The sequence below is a fragment of the Pedobacter sp. AC190 genome, from assembly GCF_979258025.1.
On sequence record NZ_OZ409824.1, the window covers coordinates 2421821 to 2440251 of the forward strand.

The 18431-nt window shown below is 36.6% G+C and carries 10 protein-coding genes; 8 read left to right on the forward strand and 2 right to left on the reverse strand.

Features of this window, described 5'->3' with window-relative positions; all coding sequences use genetic code 11:
* Positions 1 to 165 precede the first annotated feature (165 nt).
* From ACZZZI_RS10670 to ACZZZI_RS10700, 7 genes are all read left to right on the forward strand, one after another.
* Positions 166 to 672 carry a carboxypeptidase-like regulatory domain-containing protein gene (locus ACZZZI_RS10670; protein WP_463489402.1) on the forward strand — a complete coding sequence of 169 codons (507 nt, stop codon included), beginning with the start codon at positions 166 to 168 and terminating at the stop codon, positions 670 to 672.
* A complete protein-coding gene (locus ACZZZI_RS10675; RefSeq protein WP_463491792.1) occupies positions 654 to 3293 on the forward strand; it encodes a SusC/RagA family TonB-linked outer membrane protein in 2640 nt (879 codons plus the stop codon). Before ACZZZI_RS10670 ends, ACZZZI_RS10675 begins: the two co-directional genes overlap by 19 nt.
* 18 nt (positions 3294 to 3311) lie before the next feature.
* Positions 3312 to 4781, forward strand: a complete 1470-nt coding sequence (locus ACZZZI_RS10680) for a RagB/SusD family nutrient uptake outer membrane protein (RefSeq protein WP_463489403.1) — start codon at positions 3312 to 3314, stop codon at positions 4779 to 4781.
* Positions 4782 to 4988: 207 nt separating this feature from the next.
* A complete protein-coding gene (locus tag ACZZZI_RS10685; protein ID WP_463489404.1) occupies positions 4989 to 8174 on the forward strand; it encodes a SusC/RagA family TonB-linked outer membrane protein in 3186 nt (1061 codons plus the stop codon).
* 11 nt (positions 8175 to 8185) lie between these two features.
* Positions 8186 to 9694 (forward strand): RagB/SusD family nutrient uptake outer membrane protein, encoded by a 1509-nt coding sequence (locus tag ACZZZI_RS10690; RefSeq protein ID WP_463489405.1) that lies wholly within the window; start codon positions 8186 to 8188, stop codon positions 9692 to 9694.
* 195 nt (positions 9695 to 9889) lie between these two features.
* Positions 9890 to 13036 (forward strand): SusC/RagA family TonB-linked outer membrane protein, encoded by a 3147-nt coding sequence (locus ACZZZI_RS10695; protein ID WP_463489406.1) that lies wholly within the window; start codon positions 9890 to 9892, stop codon positions 13034 to 13036.
* Between the two features lie 11 nt (positions 13037 to 13047).
* The gene (locus tag ACZZZI_RS10700) at positions 13048 to 14505 is read left to right on the forward strand and encodes a RagB/SusD family nutrient uptake outer membrane protein (RefSeq protein WP_463489407.1); all 1458 of its coding nucleotides are present in this window, start codon (positions 13048 to 13050) and stop codon (positions 14503 to 14505) included.
* A gap of 62 nt (positions 14506 to 14567) precedes the next feature.
* On the opposite strand, the gene ACZZZI_RS10705 is transcribed toward ACZZZI_RS10700, so the two are convergent.
* A complete protein-coding gene (locus tag ACZZZI_RS10705) occupies positions 14568 to 14975 on the reverse strand; it encodes a DoxX family protein (protein ID WP_316755021.1) in 408 nt (135 codons plus the stop codon).
* Between the two features lies 1 nt (position 14976).
* Entirely contained in the window at positions 14977 to 15876 is a 900-nt protein-coding gene (locus tag ACZZZI_RS10710) for a S66 peptidase family protein (RefSeq protein WP_463489408.1), read from the reverse strand.
* 39 nt (positions 15877 to 15915) lie between these two features.
* Between ACZZZI_RS10710 and metG the strand changes: the two genes are divergently transcribed.
* Positions 15916 to 18021, forward strand: coding sequence for a methionine--tRNA ligase (gene metG / locus ACZZZI_RS10715; RefSeq protein ID WP_316755025.1), 2106 nt, complete (start codon positions 15916 to 15918; stop codon positions 18019 to 18021).
* Positions 18022 to 18431: the final 410 nt, after the last annotated feature.

Below are 18431 nucleotides of genomic sequence, written 5' to 3' on the forward strand. Positions count from 1 at the left end.
ATGTGGCAAATTTGATACGTTAAAAAGCTATTATTGGATTCCCTTTGTTTGTCATATTTTAATCATAAAGCTGAAGCTTTTTGTTAAAATTTGTTAAAAAAAGTTTTAGGCGACTATATTCGCGGCTTTAAAAACACAAACTAATTAATAATTAACTTAAATTTCATGAAAAAACTTTTACAAAGTTTGTTCGTGCTGATGTTTGTTGCAATCACTGCAATAGCTCAAGAACGAACAATCACTGGTACAGTTACATCTTCAGATGACAAACTCCCTATTCCAGGTGTTTCTGTAAGGATTAAAAACACAACTAAAGGAACTGTTTCTGATTCAAATGGTAAATACTCAATTACCGCAAACTCAAATGCAACTTTAGTATTTAGTTCTATAGGTTACGAAACCGTAGAATTTAGTGCTGGAAATAAAGCTGTTATTAATGCAGCATTAACTACCGATTCTAAGTCTTTAGATGAGGTTGTTATTCAGGTTCCATATGGTACTGTTAAAAAAACTGCTTTCACAGGATCTGAATCAACTGTTGGGGCATCTTCTTTACAAAAACAGCAAGTTACTTCGGTAACAAGAGCTCTAGAAGGATTAGTACCAGGTTTAGTTGCTACAAATGGTGGCGGACAGCCAGGTTCCGGGCAACAATTCGCGTTCGTGGTGTAGGTTCAGTTAATGCAAATTCTAGTCCGTTATATGTATTAAATGGTACTCCATATAATGGCTCTATTGAAGCATTATCTATGGATGATATTGAAACTGTAACTGTGTTAAAGGATGCTGCTGCTGCTGCGTTATTCGGTTCGAGAGGTGCAAACGGAGTAATTATGCTTACAACTAAGCAAGGTAGACAAGGTAAAGCTGCAGTTAATGCTACTTTAAGAACTGGCTGGATGACTCGTGGAATTCCTGAATATCAACGTGTAGATGAAAAAGATTACTACGAATTAATGTGGGAAGCAACTAGAAATAGATTAGTTAATGCTTCTGGTCAAACACCTGCGGTTGCTGGTCAAAATGCTACTAATACGTTAACCAGCGGAACTGGATTAGTATATAATGCATACAATGTTCCAGGAAACCAATTAGTTGATCCAGTAACTGGGAAATTAAATCCAAATGCATCTTTATTATGGGATGATAATTGGTCAGAAGTTCTTTTCAGAACAGGTAGAAGACAAGATTTTAACTTCAATGTAAGTGGTGCTTCGGATAAAAGTGATTATTTTATCTCAATGGGTTACTTGAAAGAAGACGGTATTGCTAAATTTACAGATTACAATAGATTTACAACAAGAGTAAACGTAAACTCGCAAGTTAAAGATTGGCTTAAGGCTGGCGTTAACATGGATGGATCTATTGCTAAACAAAGAAATAATGGAGCAGATGGTACAGCAACATCTAACCCTTTCTATTATAGTCGTATGATGGGACCAATTTATCCTGTTTACCAAAGAACAGCTACAGGCGCTTTTATACCTGATTTGACTTATGGTGGAAATACTTTAGATTGGGGTAGGGCAAATCAAATGGGTTTAAGACCATATGCACCAAACTCTAACTTATTAGGATCTTTGGATTTAGATGACAGTAATGTAAAACCAACGAGTGTTAACGCAAACTCTTACTTGGAAGCTACTTTCTTAAAAGATTTTAAATTTAAAACAACATTAGCTGCAACATACTATGATCAGTATCTTACTAGATTTCAGAACTCTTTATTTGGAGATGCTGACAACGTAGCTGGTCGTTCAACTAAAAGTAACAACCGTCAGTTAACAGTAACCTTCAACCAGGTTTTAAGTTATAGCAAAACTTTAGGTGATCATAACATTACAGCTTTAGCTGGTCACGAGAATTATTATTTCAAACAAAATTTCCTTTCGGCTACCAGAACAGGTTTTCCTTTTCCTGGTACAAGTGAGTTAGCTCCAGCTGCTACAGCAGAAGCATCTACTTCTTACGAAAATAACCACAGAATCGAAGGATATTTCTTAAATGCGAATTATCAATATAAATCTAAATATTTAGCTTCAGCTAGTTACCGTAGAGATGGTACTTCAAGATTCTATAAAGATAACCAATGGGGTGATTTTTATTCATTCGGTTTAGGTTGGAGATTAACTCAGGAAGATTTCCTTAAATCATCTACCTGGATTGATGAATTGAAATTAAAAGCAAGTTATGGTCAACAAGGAAATGAGAATTTAGATACTTATTTTGCGTGGCAAAGTTTGTATGCGCTTGGTAATAACAACGCAAGTTTCCCTGGTGCAACAATTAGCACACTTCCAAATCTTGGTTTAGTTTGGGAAAAAAATACAAATGCAAACATTGGTGTTGATTTTGCTTTTTTCAAAAACCGTTTAACAGGTACAATCGAAGTTTATAATAAGGTTTCTGATAATTTATTATTTGGTGTGCCATTGCCATCATCTACTGGTATCAATACAATTACTTCGAATACTGGTACAATGCGTAACAGAGGTATCGATTTAGCATTGGGTTATAATGCAATAAGAGGTGATAAATTTGATTGGAGAATTGATTTAAACCTTACGCACTTTAAAAACACAATTACTAAATTACCTCAAGAAGAAATTATTTCTGGAACCAAAAAATTAATGGTTGGTAAATCAATCTACGATTTCTGGATGAAAGAATACGCAGGTGTTAACCCTGCTAATGGTGATGCATTATACTTCAGAGACGTTTTAGACGCAAGTGGTAGACCAACTGGAGAGCGTACAACAACGAATAACTTTACTCAAGGTAGCTTCTATTATGCAAAGTCTGCATTGCCAGATTTAAGTGGTGGTTTAACCAATAGTTTCCGTTATGGTAATTTTGATTTATCATTTTTGCTTACCTTCCAGTTGGGTGGTCAGTTCTATGATGGAAATTATGCATCTTTAATGCATCCAGGTACTTATGGAACCGCTTGGTCTACTGACATCTTAGATAGATGGACTACTCCAGGACAGGTTACTACTGTACCAAGACTTCAAAATGCAATAGCAACACAATCAGGTGTATCAACAAGGTTTTTGTATGATGCAACATTTGTAAACCTTAAAAATGTAAGCTTCGGCTATAAAATGCCTAAGGCTTGGGCAAATAGTGTTGGTATAACAGGCGCAAAAGTCTTTGCGAGTTTAGATAATGGTTATTTGTGGACAAAAGATGGTGTTAAAGGAATGGACCCTCAACGTGCAATCACTGGTGTTTCTGATTACACTTACCCAATCTACCGTACATTTACGCTTGGTTTGAATGTTAATTTATAGAAAGAAAATATAAATAGAATGAAAAATATATTTAAAAAATTAAGTCCGTTTTTAGTTTGCTTGGTCGTATTAAGCAGCTGTAAAAAGGAGTATTTATCTACAAGTCCTAGTGGCGATGTTTCAGGAGAAACGGTATTTGCGACAACTAAAGGTGCTCAGGTTGCTTTAGATGGCACTTATAGAGAAATGTATACCAGTTTAACCAATCATGGTAATTTTGGGCAAAAATCTGCTGAAATTGTATCAGATTTAATGGGTAACGATATGGTTGTTCATGCCCTAGGTTACGGTTGGTTCAATGCTGAATATCAATATACTGCAATTGCCACTGCGACAGATAACAGCAGATCGGAAAGAACTTGGTACTATTATTACAGGACCATTAACAATGCAAATAGAATACTAGCAAACATTGATGCAGCAACAGGAACAACTGCAGAAAAGGAAGATATTAAAGGACAAGCTTTAGCACTTAGAGCATATTCTTATTTTTATCTGGTTAACTTCTTCCAGCAAACTTATAAAGGCAATGAAAATAAACCAGGCGTGCCTTTATATACAGAACCGACTTCTGAAGGTAAAGTACGTGGAACAGTTCAACAGGTTTATACGCAAATTGTTGCTGATTTAAAACAGGCTGAAACTTTATTAACAGGCAAAGTTAGAACACACAAATCTCACATTAATGTAAATACAGCACAAGGAATGTTAGCTCGTGTTGCATTACAAATGGAAGATTGGGCAACCGCAAGAGACTACGCTAAAAAAGCAAGAGCTTCAATTGCACCTATGACAGGAACAGTTTATAATGCAGGTTTCTCTACACTTTCTAACACAGAGTGGATCTGGGGTTTAGAGGTAATTACAGAACAATCTACAATTTATGCTTCTTATTTTTCACATATGGATAATACAGCTGCTGGTTATGCGGGTTTAGGTTCATATAAAAAAATAACTAAAGCATTATATGATCAGATTCCTGATGCTGATGCAAGAAAAGCAGCCTTTAAAGCGCCAACTTCAACAGTAGGTACATATCCTATTTATACGATTTTAAAGTTCAGAAAACCAAATCCTTCTAGCTGGAATGGTGATTATTGCTTAATGCGTGCCGGTGAAATGTTCTTAATTGAAGCAGAAGCTTCGGCTAGAATTGCTGGCGATCAAACTAATGCATTAACGGTATTGAACACTTTAGTTCAATCTAAAAACCCTTCTTACTCGTTCACTGGTACAGGTAATGCTTTAATTAACGAAATCTTATTGCAAAGAAGAATCGAATTATACGGTGAAGGTTTTGCATATAATGACATCAAACGTTTGAAAACTGGTTTAAATAGACCAACTGGTGCAGGAAACCACGGTACTCCCAACTTCGATCCAGTCGAATATGTTTTGCCAGATGGATCTCCTAAATTCTTAATGAGAATACCTCAGCAAGAATTAAATACAAATAAAGCTTTAACACCTAACGATCAAAATCCTTAGTTGATAACTAAGTCTTAACATAGATTTAAAACCCTCAAGTAATTTTCAATTATTTGAGGGTTTTTCTTTTATCCTTTGTTTTTCCAATAATTACTTGACAAAAAGCCTTTTTTTTGAATTACTAATTTGATTATTAGGATAATATTGCTATTTTTCGACACCAGATATTAAGGGCAAACTAAATAACTATTAACTAATTTAAATTTCATGAAAAAACTTTTACAAAGTTTGTTCGTGTTGATGTTTATTGCGTTTTCAGCAATAGCTCAAGAACGAACGATTAATGGTACAGTAACGTCTACGGAAGATGGTTCTCCAATTCCAGGTGTTAGTGTTAGAGCAGTTGGCACACAAGGTGTGGCTGTGACGGGTAACGATGGAAAATACTCAATCCGAGTAACTTCTTCAACGAAAAACCTTCAATTTAACTTTATTGGTTATGTGTCAAAAACCGTGACCTTGGCTACATCAAATATTGTGAACGTGAAGCTTGATGGCGATGCAACAAATCTTCAAGATGTTGTTATTAACGTTGCTTATGGTACCACAACAAAAGGTAAGAACACTGGTTCTGTATCTACAGTTGGTGGTGATAAAATTGCAGAAAGGCCAATTACAAACATTAATAGTGCTTTAGCTGGTGCGGCACCCGGCGTTCAATTAAATGCTGGTAGTGGTCAACCAGGCTCTGGTCCAACTATTCGCGTTAGGGGTTTTGGTTCAATATCTGCATCAAACGATCCTTTGTATATTGTTGATGGTATCCAATATTCTGGAAATATCAGCAATATTAATGCTGATGATGTTGAAAGTATTTCCGTATTGAAAGATGCAGCTTCTTCTGCTCTTTATGGGTCTAGTGCGGGTAATGGTGTAATTTTGATAACAACAAAAAAAGGTAGAAAAGGTAAAGAACAATTGGACTTCAGAGTTATTCAAGGCATTACCTCTCGTGGAATTCCTGAATATGAAACTGTTGGCGCTTACGACTACTACCCATTAGCATGGCAAGCATATCGCAATAGCTTAGTTTATCCCGTTACAGGAACTGGAGTACCTCTAGCAACAGCAAATACCACCGCAACGAATGGCATTAAGGCATTGTTGGGTAATAATCCATTTAATGTTGCAGATAATTCAATTGTAGGTTTGGATGGTACCATGAATCCAAATGCGTCACTTTTATATGCTGATGATTTAAATTGGAGAACTCCATTAGAAAGAACTGGTCAAAGAGGCGATTATTCTATGTCCTATAGTGGGGCAACAGAAAAGTCCGACTTTTACGCTTCATTGGGATACCTAAGCGAAAAAGGTTATTTAATCAGATCTGACTTTAACAGAATTAACGGGCGTGTATCCATCAATACTAATCCTTTAAGCTGGTTTAAAACTGGATTAAATTTGACCGCTAATATTACAAAATCTAACCAAGCTGATGCTGATGGAAGTGGCAGTATCGTTAATCCTTTTAATTTTTCTCGTTATATTGGCCCTATTTATCCACTTTATGCTCACAACCAAACCACAGGTGCATATTTATTGGATGCAAAAGGCAATCAGATATTTGATACAGGAAACTTACTTACTACATTAGGTATTCCTAACCGTCCATCTGGGGCTTACGCAGGTAGACATATCTTGCAAGAAACGCTTTTGAACTCAACTCAAATTAAAAGAAATGTCTTAGGTGCAAGAACTTATGGAGAAGTTTCTTTTCTTAAGGATTTCAAATTGAGAGCAAATTTGGGTGTCGATATAACAAACTATAACTTCGCTGATTATCAAAATAAAATTGTTGGGGATGGCGCTCCCAACGGTAGAGCAAGAAACACCTCGACTACGACTACTACCTATACAATTGAGCAATTATTAACCTATAATAAAAAGGTTGGTAAAAGTACTTTCGATGTGTTATTGGCACATAATAACTATGATTACGCTTATAAGTATTTAACTGGCGCTCGTAATACTCAAATTTTAGATGGTAATAGTGAGTTAATTAACTTTGCAACTACAAGTGATTTAAACTCATACTTAAATGATTATCGCAAGGAAGCTGTATTTACAAGGGTAAATTACGATTACGATTCAAAATATTTTATTTCGGGTTCATTCCGCCGTGATGGTTCATCGAAATGGGGTCCTGGATTAAGATGGGGAAATTTCTACTCGGGAAGTGCAGGTTGGTTAATCAGTGAAGAAAACTTCATGAAAAGCGTTAGCTGGGTTAATTATTTAAAACTAAGAACTTCTTATGGTTCTCTAGGTAATGATGGCTTGACTGGCCTTAATTTAGACAGATCATTGTATAGCTTAGACTATAATAACTCTACCGAGCCAGGTATTCTATTGCAAAGCCTTGCAAACCCTAACATAACATGGGAAACGCAGACGCAAATTGATGCTGCTTTAGAGTTTGGTTTATTCAAAAACAGATTACACGGTACTTTTGAAGTTTTCAATAAACAATCTAAAGATTTATTATTTAATGTGCCTCTTCCTTTATCATCTGGTTTAGGCATTGGTAGCGGTACTGGTACCTTCCCTAAAAACATTGGTAAAATGTGGAATAAAGGTGTTGAGATTAATCTAGGTGGTGATGTGATTAGAGCTGGCGCTTTTAAATGGGCATTAGATGTAAACTGGTCATTGGTTAGAAACAGGATAACAAAAATGCCTGATGAAACACCCACAATTATTGACGGGACAAAACAATTGGCTGTTGATCAATCAAGATATCAATTCTGGTTGCGTCAATGGGCAGGTGTAGATGCAAATGATGGTGCGGGTCTGTATTTAATTAACCCATTGAGCCCAGGAACAGTTGCAGATACTAGAACAGTAAATGGTCAGAGTTACACTATAAATCCGAATAATGCGCTCTATGCATATTCAGGAACCTCAATCCCTGATTACTTTGGAAGTTTTACAAATACTTTTACTTATAAAGCATTCTCGCTTTCAGTGATTATGAATTATCAGGTAGGTGGTCAAGCATACGATGCAACTTATCAGTCATTAATGTCTTATAGTGGTTATGGAGGCTCTTTACATGTTGATGCCCTAAATTCATGGAAACAAGTTGGAGATCCTTCTGGTATACCTAGACTAGATATTGGAAGATCTACGTTTAATAATGCAACATCAACAAGATTCTTAATTGATGCATCTTATCTAAACATGAGATCAGCTGTTTTAGGATATAATCTTCCTAAAACTTTCATAGGAAAAATTGGATTAAGCAGAGCTAATGTATACGCATCTGGAGAAAATTTATTCCTTTTATCGAAACGCAAAGGCCTAGATCCTTCTGAAAACTTTTCTGGTGTAAATAGTAATAACTACACACCTACACGTATTTTTAGTTTTGGTATTAATGCTTCATTTTAACACAGAGACTCATGAAAAATTTAAATAAATTACTTTTCCCATTAGCAGTTTTGACGCTAACAATGGGCGCTTGTAAAAAAGATTATTTGTATACTACCCCAACTGATGCCGTATCAAGTGATGCTGTCTTTACAACAACAACAAATGCTATGGCGGCTTTAAACGGTATTCACCGTTCACTTTATATTCAATATTCAAGACAGGAAGAAGGCGGACAAGGTGCTGTTAACTTGAATATAGATTATATGGGAGAGGATATTGTAAATACAATTAGCACAACGGCCTTTGGCGTTCACAAGTGGGTCACTCATAGAAGTGCTGCTAATGGTAACAATTCATTTATCTATACATTTTATTACAGAATTATAGCGAATGCAAATTTAATTATAGATAATATAGACGGGGCAGAGGGAAATGATGCAGATAAAAAAGCGATTAAAGCTGAGGCATTAACTTACAGAGCTTGGGCACATTTCGTATTGGTTCAGGTATACGGAAAACGTTATGATGCAGCGGGAAACAACACGCAGCTGGGTGTTCCAATTTCTAATACTTCAAAAGTTGATGAAAAACCAGGAAAACCAAGAGCTACAGTTGAAGCTGTTTATACTCAAATTAATGCTGATTTAGACGCTGCAATCGCAAGTTTTGCAGGTGCAACAGCTAGGCCCAATAAATCACATTTTAACATTAATGTTGCAAAAGGTATTAAAGCAAGAGTTGCGTTAACTCAAGGAAAATGGGCTATTGCAGCTCAAAATGCACTTGAGGCGAGATCTGGTTTAACTTTAATGACTAACGCAGAATATTTATCTGGTTTTAATAGCTATACAAACCAGGAATGGATGTGGGGTAGTAAACAACAGGAAGATCAGACAACTTATTTTTATTCTTTCTTCGCATACTTAGGAACGTTTAATTCGACAGCAAACAGAACTAATCCGAAAAGAATTAACTCTGCGTTATATAATCAAATCACTTCAACAGATGTTCGTAAAGGCCTTTGGGATCCAACGGGAACAAATGTGGCATTCTCTTTACCTGCAGGAGTTGTAACTAATAGTACTGCTAGTTACAGACAAAGAAAATTTGCTGTTGCAGGAACGACTAGTGTTGGTGATGTTGTTAATATGCGTGTAGCAGAAATGTTTTTAATCGAAGCGGAAGCAAGAGTGAGATTAGCCATGGACGGGTCAGTAGCAGAAACAGCGAACGCACAGAGTGTATTATTTACATTAGCAAAAAACAGAGATGCAAGTTATGTGCTATCAACAAATACTGGTACTGCACTTCTTAATGAAATTTTAATTCAACGTAGAATTGAACTTTGGGGTGAAGGATTTAGATTCTTTGATTTGAAAAGAATGAATGCCCCTCTTGATAGAACTGGAGGTAATGCAACAATTGCGTTATCTGGTATTTTAAGCGTGCCAGCCGGAGGAGTAGAGTGGCAATGGGCCCTTCCACAAGCTGAAATTGATTCAAACCCAGCCATTGGTCCTGGCGGACAAAATCCATAAAATAAATCAATTTAATGTTAGAAAAAAGAGAGACCGTTTAAGTCTCTCTTTTTTTTTAACAAAAAAGCTTTAGCTAAAACGATTTATTTGCAATTAAGTCGACTTAAACACTATACATTGTTTTCGTAAAGATTGCATTACATTACAATATTTTATATATTAGTTTTTAATTAATCAAACTAAACTTAAATTTTTATGAAAAAACTTCTACAGAGTTTGTTCATATTGCTGTTTATTGCGGCCACTGCATTCGGGCAAGAAAGAACAATCACAGGAACAGTTACGGGAAAGGAAGATGGTCTGCCATTACCTGGTGTAACTGTTAAACTAAAAGGCGCCACTGGTGGAACAATTACCACTGCAAATGGCAGCTATTCTCTTAAAACATCAGCTAAAGCGGGCACTTTAGAATTTTCATCAATTGGATTTTTAGCACAAAGTAGAACATTAGGAACTTCAAATGTTGTTAATGTTGCATTAGAAACAGATTCAAAAACCTTAACAGATGTTGTTGTAACAGGTTATACTACACAGTCTAAACGCGATGTTACAGGCTCTATCGCAAGTGTTGGTGCAGAGAAACTTAAAAATCAACCAATTCAAAGTTTCGAGCAAGCCTTAGCTGGTAAGGCTGCTGGGGTGAATATTATTCAACCGAATGGCGTTTTAAATAACCCTCCAGTTTTCAGGGTTCGTGGTTTTAACTCAATCTCATTAAGTTCTTATCCTTTGGTAATTGTTGATGGTATTGCCGTTTTCACTGGAGATCAATCTGGTAATAGTGCTGCTGGAAATGCTTTAGGCGACATTAACCCAGCGGATATCGAAAGCATTGACATTTTGAAAGATGCGGCATCTTCTGCAATCTACGGCTCAAGAGCAGCAAATGGTGTTGTGGTTATAACCACCAAAAAAGGTAAGCAGGGGGTTACAAAGGTAAACTACGAAGCTTGGGTAGGATCTACTAAAGCACAAAATTTAACACCACTTTTAAATGCAGCAGAATATGTTCAAATAAAAAACGAAGCTAGAACAAACATAGGCCTTGCCCCTGCATTTTTCCTTCAAACCAGATCTGATGGAAGCCAGGTAGAAACCAACTGGTACGATTATGCATATAGAACTGCAACCTCTCAGAATCATGCTTTAAACTTTTCTGGAGCAAACGAAAAAACATCTTATTATGTTTCGTTAGGATATAGTAATCAAGAGGGCTTTATCCAAAAGAATTCATTCGAAAGAAAAAGTGGACGTGTTAACTTAGATCACAAACTTTTTAAAGGCGTTACGATTGGAACAAATTTTTCATATAGTAATACTTTAAATAAGGCACCAAATACGGGTTCTCTTCCTGGCCAAACCTTTTCTACCGTAGGTTTAGGTCGTTTAGCGATTGTATTGCCTCCAAACGTCGCAGCTTATAACGAAGATGGTTCTTATAACATGAATGGTTCTGCAGTAGGTTTAGGTGCAAATACAATTGCATCTAACTATCCAAATTCAGCCGTATTAATCAATGAAGATACCAATACTTCAGAAAGCGATAGAATTATCGGAAATATCTATGCCTCGATTCAATTGGTTAAAGGTTTGACGTTAAAAACAAGTTATGGTTTAGATAATCTTAAGGTTGATAACAATTCATTTGTAAATCGTTTACAAGGTGATGGTGTTGCTTACAATGGTGGTGCTACGAGTAACTTTGTGAAGAACAATAGATGGAACTGGTCTAATACCCTGAATTATAACAATACATTTGGTTCACACAGTTTAGGAGTCTTAGTAGGTGCTGAAGATCAAAGTACAAGTTCTGTAGGTTATGGTGCAACCAGACAAAATGTAATTGATCCATTTATCAAAGTGTATCAAGGTGCATTTGGTATTATTACGCCAGCAGGCTTAGTTCAAGGCGATAACACCTTCAGATCATATTTTGGAAGTTTAAGCTACGATTACAAGAAAAGATATTACCTATCAGGTTCATTTAGAAGAGACGGTTATTCTGGTCTTTCTGCTGGTAACAAATATGGTAATTTTGGTGGTGCATCAGCAGGATGGGCAATTTCTGAAGAAGAATTTTATAAAAACTCAGGAATTAGTAAAATCTTAACACGTGTTAAAATACGTGGAAGTTATGGAGAAGTAGGTAATATCAACATTGGCAATTATCCTGCATTGTTCTTGTACAGCCCAGGTCTATATGGTTCCGATCCTGCATTATCTTTCTCTCAGGCTGGAAATCCAGATTTACAATGGGAGACTAGTAAAAAAGCCGATGTGGGTGTGAATTTGGAATTCTTAGATGGTCGTTTCTCATTAGATGTTGATTATTATCACAATAACATCGATAACCTAGTTCAATTTGCGCCGCAGGCTCCATCAAAAGGAATTCCTGGAAATGCAATTACTACCAACGTAGGTAAAATGTACAATAAAGGTTTCGAATTCTCTTTAAATTCTAAAAATATCAATAATGATGATTTTAGCTGGTCAACCACATTTACATTTAGTACGCTTAAGAATGAAGTAACAGCTTTAGGAAATAACAACGCTGATTTATTTGGTGCAACTTCTTTAGAAACAGCGAATATCACAAGAGTAGGTTATCCAATCGGATCTATTTATACTGTAAAAACAGATGGTGTAGATCCAGCAACTGGTGAACGTATTTTCATCAATAGAAATGGCCAGCGTGTAAGATTCAGCTTCCAAAGAGCAACCGCCGCACGTTATCAGTATATGGATGGACCAAATGCAGGTCAAAATGCACCTGCTATTGATGCTTCATTAGATGCACAAATTATCGGTCCAGCAATTCCAAAATGGTTTGGTGGGTTAGATAATAACTTCCGTTATAAAGCTTTCGATTTAACTGTTGGAATTACCTTCTCTGGCGGTAATAAACTATATTATGGCTCACTTGCAGGTCTCCGTGACCAACGTTTCTGGAATAACGAGCAAGGCGTTCTAAACAGATGGACCACACCTGGTCAAGTTACAGATATTCCTCGTTTGGTATATGGAGATAACACATCGAATGGCTCCGCTTTTGCTCAGTCACAGAATGTTTTCTCTGGTAACTTCCTTAAAGTTCGTAACCTTGCATTAGGTTACACTCTGCCAAAGAATTTCTTAAATAAATATGGTATTTCGAATATTAGAGTTTACGCCCAATCTAGTAACCTTCTAATAATTTCAGGTTACCCAGGACCAGACCCTGAGGTATCTGTAAATGGAAACTCTACTGCAACAGGAAATAGTGGTAACCTTGCTCCTGGTGTAGATAGAAATTCTGTTCCTTCTGGCAGAACATTTACTTTTGGACTTAATGTTGGATTTTAACGATAGCGATTATGAAAATTAAAATAAATAATAAAATAAAATATCTTTTTCTTGCTGCACCCTTTTTGTTTGCAACAGGGTGTAAAAAAGATTTCCTGAATACAGCGCCAGATACGGCCTTGCCGATTGAAAATGCTTTTTCTGATCCCTCAAGAATCTTATCTCAAGTAAACGGCATTTATGCAGGAATAAAAAACGGACAGTTTTATGGCGGTCGTTATTTAATTTATAACGATATTCGAGGAGAAGACTTTATTGTAAATAAACCAAATGGGGTTACTGGCCTTGATACTTGGAGATTTAATTTAACTTCAGGTACAAATGAAGTTAATAACCTTTGGGGTGCAATATATACAGCGGTTAATAGGGCAAATTTAGTAATTGAAGGTGTGACTGCCAACGCTTCTGTTCTTACACCAGTACTTTCTAAGCAATATATCGCAGAAGCTAAGTTTTCACGTGCACTATCTTATTACAGCTTACTACAATTGTACGCAAAGCCTTATATTACAGATAATGGCGCCAGCCTTGGTGTACCCTTAAGGTTAAAGGCAGAAAAGGACGTGACTGGTAACGATTTAAAGCGTAGCACTGTTGCTGAAGTTTATACCCAGATTTTGAAAGATCTAAACGAAGCTGAACCTGATCTAGCCTTGACAGGAGTAGCCACTCGGGCAACTAGAAATACTGCTATTGCGCTTAAATCCAGGGTATATTTAACAATGGGCAATTTACCTTTGGTAGTTACTGAAGCAAATAAAATTGTTAGTACTGCAGCTCCTTTTACTGCTACTTCGGGCAGGACGAACAAACTTGAGGCAAATATTACAACTGTTTTTGGTGGTAGCTATGCTGGTGATGAAGCATTATTAAGTTTCCCTATGGCAGATTTGGATGCTCCAGGTACACAGAATCAATTAGCTTACTATTATAACGTAGAAACTAATGGTGCTGGCGGTAATCAGGAATTCTTTTTAAACCCGACAGGTATTTTCGGTAATGCTGCATTTGCAACAGGTTCAACCGATGCTAGAAAAGGATTTACATTAGTTTCAGGTGCGAATACTTACTTAACGAAATTTAAAAAACCTTCTCCTTACACCGATTATATACCAGTAATCAGATATTCCGAGGTTTTATTAAATCTTGCTGAAGCGACGGTAGTATCAGATCCTGCTCGTTCAATTGCTTTATTAACAGCAGTTAGACAGCGTTCAAACCCTGCTTATATATTCCCCGCTGCCGATTTATTGCCAGCAAACTTAAAAGCTACAATTTTAACAGAACGAAGAATCGAATTATTGGGCGAAGGATTCCGTTCTCCTGATGTAATGCGCTTAAGTTTAGGTTTTGTAGCCAAAAGTGGTTCACAAGGCACGGCTCCAGCGATCCCTTTTAATACAGTAGGCTACATTTGGCCAATTCCATCTCTGGAAATTCAAAATAATAAACTAATAGTTCAGAACTAGTAACCTATAAAACAAAAAAGCCAGCAAATTTTGCTGGCTTTTCTGTTTTATAATGATTTTACTTACTTCTTATCTACACTGTATTTCCCTGGGCCAATAAAAATTAGAGAGAAAAATACAATCCCTAACTCAATGGCGTGACTAGCGCCACCTAAACCATCGCCTTTACCAAAATGAACCAATGCTGCAATAATCATAGTGAAAACTAATAGAATGCAAGCAGGGCGATAAAATAAGCCTACAATTAGTAAAAAACCGCCAAATGTTTCTGTCGCTGCGGCCATAAAACCCCAAAAAACAGGTAAAAAATCTATACCAATCACTTTCATGCTTCCACCTAAACCTTCCCAACCTTTTGGGCCGCCTGCCAGTTTCGGAAAACCATGAATAATAAACATTACACCAACGCCTATGCGCAGTAAAAGCAATCCTGTGTTGCGATATTTCCCTAAACTATCTAAAATGGCCATACTATATATATTTAAACTCTACGTTATTTATTTCGACATTCAATTCAACTTCTGCGCCAACAACCATAGTTAGGTTGTTATCAATATGTCCGCTTGGGAAATTGAAACAAACTGGGTAGTCATACTCTTTAACGATATCCCAAATTACCTCATCAGCACTTTGTCCGAAAGGAATTTTCTCTATTTCGATTTCGTTAAATGCTCCAATAATTAAGCCTTTCAATTTCGCCAGTTTGCCTGCTCTTTTAAGCATTCTCATCATTCGGTCTATCGAAAATTCATGCTCGCCAACATCCTCTAAAAAAAGAATCTTATTATCGAAATCCATTTCTGAAACGGAGCCCTGAACCATACAAAGCAGTGTTAAATTTCCACCGATTAAAAGTCCTCGGCAATGCCCAGCACGGTTGTTAAACCCACTCTGGTGTTGGAAAACTTGTTTTTCACCAAACAAAGCCTTTTGCAAGGAAACTAAAGACTCTGTAGTAGCTTCCTCAAAAGTATAAGGCATTTGGGCGTGCATCGATTGAATTTGCAATTCCGCAAAAATGTGCGATAAGAGCACGGTAATATCACTAAAGCCAATAACCCATTTTGGATTTTCTTTAAAACGGGTAAAATCCAATTCATCAATAATACGAACAGTACCATAACCGCCACGGCCTGATATAATCGCTTTTATCTCTGGATCATCCAAAAAAAACTGAATATCAGCAGCACGCAGAACGTCATCGCCAGCAAACTGGTGCGCTTCTGCATAAACACTTCTACCAATAATTACATCTAATCCCCAACTTTTTAAAACCGAAATGGCATAATCTATAGGCTTGGGTAATTTTTTCGCCGCACAAACTATGGCGATTTTATCTCCTTTTTTTAAATATGGTGGCTGCTTTATCATGTTCAAAACACTTATCTTTGCCAAAATAAATAATTTGTTTTGGATAATAGTAAAATAAAAAGATATACCGTTACTGCAGCACTTCCTTACACAAACGGACCAGTGCATATCGGTCATCTAGCGGGTGTTTATATTCCTGCCGATATTTATGCCAGATACCTGCGCTCAAATAAACGTGATGTAAAATTTGTTTGTGGTTCTGATGAAAACGGTGTGCCGATTACCTTAAAAGCTAAAAGAGAAGGGATTACGCCGCAAGAAGTGGTAGATAAATATCATAAAATCATAGGCGATTCTTTCAAAGAGTTTGGGGTTTCTTTCGATATTTACCACCGTACCTCATCATCCACACACCACCAAACGGCGGCAGATTTTTTTGAAACACTATATGATAAAGGTGTTTTTACAGAAGAAATTACCGAACAATATTACGATGAACAAGCTAAGCAATTTCTTGCCGATCGTTACATTACTGGTACCTGCCCTAACTGTGGAAATGAAAATGCTTATGGTGATCAATGTGAAAACTGCGGCAGCACGCTTAATGCTACCGATTTAATTAACCCGAAATCTACGCTATCAGGTAATAAGCCAATTTTAAAAGAAACTAAAAATTGGTTTTTACCTTTAGATAAATATGAAGGTCAATTAAGGGAATATATCGAGAGCCATAAAGAATGGCGACCAAATGTTTATGGCCAATGCCAAAGCTGGTTAAATGCAGGTTTGCATCCTCGTGCCATGACTCGTGATTTGGACTGGGGAATTCGTGTACCCGTTCGTGGTGCAGATGGTAAAGTGCTATATGTTTGGTTTGATGCGCCAATTGGTTATATTTCAGCAACAAAAGAACTTTGCAACTATGCAAAGCTTGATGTATGGAATCCAAAAGCAGAAGAATACTACATAAATAATTACGAAAGCGATAAATGCGGTTGGGAAGAATACTGGAAAGATGAAAGCACAAAACTAGTACACTTCATCGGGAAGGATAATATCGTTTTTCATTGCATTATTTTCCCAGCAATGCTGATGGCACACGGTGGTTATATTCTGGCCGATAATGTTCCTGCAAACGAATTTTTAAATCTCGAAGGGCAAAAAATATCAACATCTAAAAACTGGGCCGTTTGGCTAAACGAATACCTGCGAGAGTTTGAAGGTAAGCAAGATGTATTACGTTATGTATTAACTGCAACAGCACCCGAAACAAAAGATAACGACTTTACCTGGAAAGATTTTCAGGCTAGAAATAATAACGAATTAGTGGCGGTTTTAGGCAACTTCGTTAATCGGGTGGTTGTTCTTACACATAAGTACTTTAATGGAGTTGTGCCAACCTTAATGGAGCTTAAGCCCGAAGATCAGGCTGTTGTAGACGAATTAGCTTCTTTCCCTGCAAAAATTTCTGCATCGATCGAAAATTATCGTTTCAGAGAGGCTTTATCGGAAGTAATGAATGTTGCTCGTTTAGGTAATAAATACTTGGCCGAAACTGAACCCTGGAAACTGATTAAAACAGATGAAGATCGTGTTCGTACAATATTGAATATTTCACTTCAAATTTGTGCCAACTTGCAAATCCTTGTCGAACCATTTATGCCTTTTACTGCAGATAAGTTAATGAAAATACTTAATAATGGTAAGCAGGCCTGGGCAGAAGCGGGCTCATCGCATTTAATTAAACGCGGCCATAGCATAAACGAAGGTGAACTTTTATTCGAAAAGATTGAGGATGCCGAAATCGATTTTCAAATCGAGAAATTAAATCAAAGCAAAGCTTCGAATGCGACACCTGCAGCAGCAATACCTGCTAAAGAAAACATTAATTTTGATGATTTCTCGGCAATGGATATTCGTGTTGCTACTATTGTTTCCGCAGAAAAAGTAGAGAAAACCAAAAAACTACTAAAACTTACCGTTGATACTGGTATTGACCAACGTACGGTAGTTTCGGGCATTGCAGAGCATTATAAGCCAGAAGATATCATTGGAAAACAGGTAAGCATAATCGTAAACCTGGCGCCAAGAGAAATTAAAGGTATTTTATCGCAAGGGATGATTTTAATGGCTGAAAATTCGGAAGGTAAATTGACATTTGTAGCACCAAACGAGCAGTTTGAAGTTGGTAGTGTAATACGATAGAATGATATTATCCTATCGAACATTTGATAAACTGTAATTCCAAAACTACTTTTTGTTACAAAATAAGGGTTAATTAGTGAATATTTCGTCACTGAATTAGGGTAAATGTGTATGTTGTTGTTACTGAAATGTTAGCGAAAATAATTTATTAATTTTCCTAATATTTTGTAACTGGTTGTACTAGATGATTTTTCTTGTGCTAAACAAACTCATTTCCTAAATTTGAGTGAAAACATCGAGCTCAATAACAGTCATTTTGGATAGTTAGTGAGTTTGTTTAGGTTGTGTAATCGAAATCTGTTCACAGATTCTCAGATCATAAACGCGGTAGATACTTTTTGATATTGCCGTGTTTTTTTGCCCCGCTTTCAGGGGTCATCGCACTACTCCATGTTAAATCAAATTTTTTT

Coding starts and splice junctions, on each gene's coding strand:
- ACZZZI_RS10690 (WP_463489405.1), top strand. CDS start 8,186: ATGAAAAATTTAAATAAATTACTTTTCCCATTAGCAGTTTTGACGCTA.
- ACZZZI_RS10670 (WP_463489402.1), top strand. CDS start 166: ATGAAAAAACTTTTACAAAGTTTGTTCGTGCTGATGTTTGTTGCAATC.
- ACZZZI_RS10685 (WP_463489404.1), top strand. CDS start 4,989: ATGAAAAAACTTTTACAAAGTTTGTTCGTGTTGATGTTTATTGCGTTT.
- ACZZZI_RS10700 (WP_463489407.1), top strand. CDS start 13,048: ATGAAAATTAAAATAAATAATAAAATAAAATATCTTTTTCTTGCTGCA.
- ACZZZI_RS10695 (WP_463489406.1), top strand. CDS start 9,890: ATGAAAAAACTTCTACAGAGTTTGTTCATATTGCTGTTTATTGCGGCC.
- ACZZZI_RS10710 (WP_463489408.1), bottom strand. CDS start 15,876: ATGATAAAGCAGCCACCATATTTAAAAAAAGGAGATAAAATCGCCATA.
- ACZZZI_RS10705 (WP_316755021.1), bottom strand. CDS start 14,975: ATGGCCATTTTAGATAGTTTAGGGAAATATCGCAACACAGGATTGCTT.
- ACZZZI_RS10680 (WP_463489403.1), top strand. CDS start 3,312: ATGAAAAATATATTTAAAAAATTAAGTCCGTTTTTAGTTTGCTTGGTC.